The organism is Johnsonella ignava ATCC 51276 (assembly GCF_000235445.1).
Taxonomy (GTDB): domain Bacteria; phylum Bacillota; class Clostridia; order Lachnospirales; family Lachnospiraceae; genus Johnsonella; species Johnsonella ignava.
In genome coordinates, this window is sequence record NZ_JH378865.1 from 1 (window position 1) to 782 (window position 782).

Sequence of the window (782 nt, forward strand, 5' to 3'; positions counted from 1 at the left end):
CAAGAAGGAACTCCTTTACAAGGATTCCAACCTATCGCATGAAAAGAGAAGAAGTAAAACAATGATCTTCAGGTATGTATTTATATATTACAATCAAAAACGGATATATACATCAAACCCGGATGGACTTCCGCCGGTTATGTATAAGCAGTTGCTGGAGGTTCAACTTCTGGCAGCATAGGAACCATAAACAATTTAGTGAGTTTGAAGACTCTACTTATCTTGACAGTTCCAATTAAAGGAACTAAAGTAGAATGTAAATTGGGTCTTCTTTAGTCTTATGAAAAAGCTTTACATCGAATTAAAGGAACTAAAGTAGAATGTAAATCTGGGACTTGCTTTGATAGCGATAGCAGCAGTTATAGAATTAAAGGAACTAAAGTAGAATGTAAATAATCGATGGGGGACGTTCCCTTGAAGAGGAACAAGAAGAATTAAAGGAACTAAAGTAGAATGTAAATCAATAAATATTGATCAAGAAAAAGAAAATAGTGGATTGAATTAAAGGAACTAAAGTAGAATGTAAATCAAGCCACCGAATACGTTTTTTGCTGTATTCTCTTTGAATTAAAGGAACTAAAGTAGAATGTAAATGATAATGTTGCCGACACTGCTTCAAATACAGGAAAAGGAATTAAAGGAACTAAAGTAGAATGTAAATACGACCTCATAGTGTTCAACTTCAACTTGTACTCTGAATTAAAGGAACTAAAGTAGAATGTAAATAATTTATGATTTTGTACTGGTTGTTGTGGTTGTTGTGGTAAACTATAGTTGTAACA

1 protein-coding gene and 1 CRISPR repeat array are annotated in these 782 nt (G+C 32.9%); the gene reads left to right on the forward strand.

All coding sequences use genetic code 11. The annotated features are described in order from the left end of the window. Positions 1–181, forward strand: a 181-nt coding sequence (locus tag HMPREF9333_RS13185) for a hypothetical protein (protein WP_330370777.1), incomplete at its 5' end; no start/stop codon positions are given. A gap of 51 nt (positions 182–232) precedes the next feature. Continuing rightward, a CRISPR array of direct repeats spans positions 233–726; the repeat unit is 30 nt; unit sequence GAATTAAAGGAACTAAAGTAGAATGTAAAT. Positions 727–782 lie beyond the last annotated feature (56 nt).